This window comes from Acidovorax sp. HMWF029 (genome assembly GCF_003060895.1).
Classification (GTDB): domain Bacteria; phylum Pseudomonadota; class Gammaproteobacteria; order Burkholderiales; family Burkholderiaceae_C; genus Acidovorax.
Genome location: NZ_QAIH01000143.1, coordinates 1 through 1,473 on the forward strand (window position 1 = coordinate 1; position 1,473 = coordinate 1,473).

1 protein-coding gene is annotated in these 1,473 nt (G+C 67.3%); it reads right to left on the reverse strand.

Annotation, left to right across the window (positions count from 1 at the left end; genetic code table 11):
- Window positions 1-89: 89 nt before the first annotated feature.
- On the reverse strand, window positions 90-1,454 hold the full coding sequence (locus tag DBR12_RS09845; RefSeq protein WP_108617076.1) for an FAD-binding oxidoreductase: 1,365 nt from the start codon (window positions 1,452-1,454) through the stop codon (window positions 90-92).
- Between the last annotated feature and the right edge of the window lie 19 nt (window positions 1,455-1,473).

Genomic DNA, 1,473 nt, shown 5'->3' on the forward strand with positions numbered 1-1,473 from the left:
ACTTGGGGACGCTGCCCCTCTCCCCGGCCCTCTCCCGCGAGGGGAGAGGGGGGAATACCGGGAGCGCGTGGATATGTGGCGGTGGCGGCTCAGGCGGTCTGGCGCGCTGGTGCAGGAGTTGCAGTCTGGGGGTCGGCCGCATACCAGCTGCGCAGCTTGCCGGGGTTGAGCAGGCCTTGCGGATCGAAGCGGCGCTTCATGCCCACCACGGCAGGGTCCAGCTGGTTCTGCTTGCCGTCTTCCACGATGTACACGTGTGGGTTGTTGATCTGCACGCCGTGGTCGCGGTAGATCTGCATGATCTGGTTCAGGCGTTCTTCGGTGGTGTAGCGGATGATCTGCAGGCCGCTGCAGTTGAAGGCGCCCTCCTTGGTGCGCAAAAACTCCAGGTGCATCATCACCTCGCCCTTCAGTGCGGCCTCCAGCGCCTTCACCTGCTTGAGGCGGTGCATGGGATTGAAGCCGCTCTGGATATAGGTCAGACCCTTGTCCACCTTGAGGGCATGCAGGGTGGTGTGGTTCCAGGTGTATTCAAGCAGCGTCTTGTGGCTGCTGGCCACTTCGTCAGCGGTCTTGCGGTAGGTGACCTGGCCGCCGTGCTGGGCCACCATGTCGCGCATGCCTGCCTCGGAGTGCGGGGCCACCAGCAGCAGCACGGCGTGCTGGTCGGCGGGCAGGTGCTCGGCCAGGCTGGTGAAGTATTGCGGGATGGGGGCGGCCACAAAACACACCTCTTTTTTCTCCAACCCGGGGGCGCTGCCAAAGCGGTCGGCAAACTCCAGTGCCGCATCGAACTGCCCGAAGGTGGCGATGCATTCGGTCCATGCCACGGCGGGGGTCAGGGCCACTTCCAGCTCCAGCACGATGCCGTTGGTGCCGTAGGTGTGGTGCAGCAGCATGGCCTCGGGGCCGCGCAGTTCGATGATTTGCGGCTCGGGCTCCACCGTCATCGCGCGCACGGCCAGCACGTTGCCGGGCGCGGCCAGCGGGCCGTGGTTGATGGAGCCAGCGCCGCCAAAGCCGCCGCCAAACAGCCCGCCCAGCGTGGCGCTGCGGTAGGTGCTGGGCAGCCAGCGCAGCTCTTGCCCCTGGGGCTTGGCCTGCGCATCAAAGTCTGCCAGCCGGATGCCCGACTGCGCGCGGCCCACGCCGCCGCGCACCCAGCCAAAGGCGTTGTAGCCCGACAGATCCAGGATCACGCCGCCGTGCAGCGGTGTGCTCTGGCCATAGTTGCCGGTGCCGCTGCCGCGCACGGTGAGCGGAATTCCCGCACTGGCGCAGGCGGCCACCACCTGGCGGATTTCGTCTTCGGTGCGTGGGCGCACGGCGATGTCGCCACGCTTGCCCGCCAGGTCGCGTTTGAGCACGGGGCTGAACCAGGCAAAGTCCTGCGAGAGGCGGCCCACGCGCAGCGGGTCGGCAATCCAGTCGAGGGCGGGCAGCAGGTCGGGCAGTTGGTGGGCGGTGGTGGTC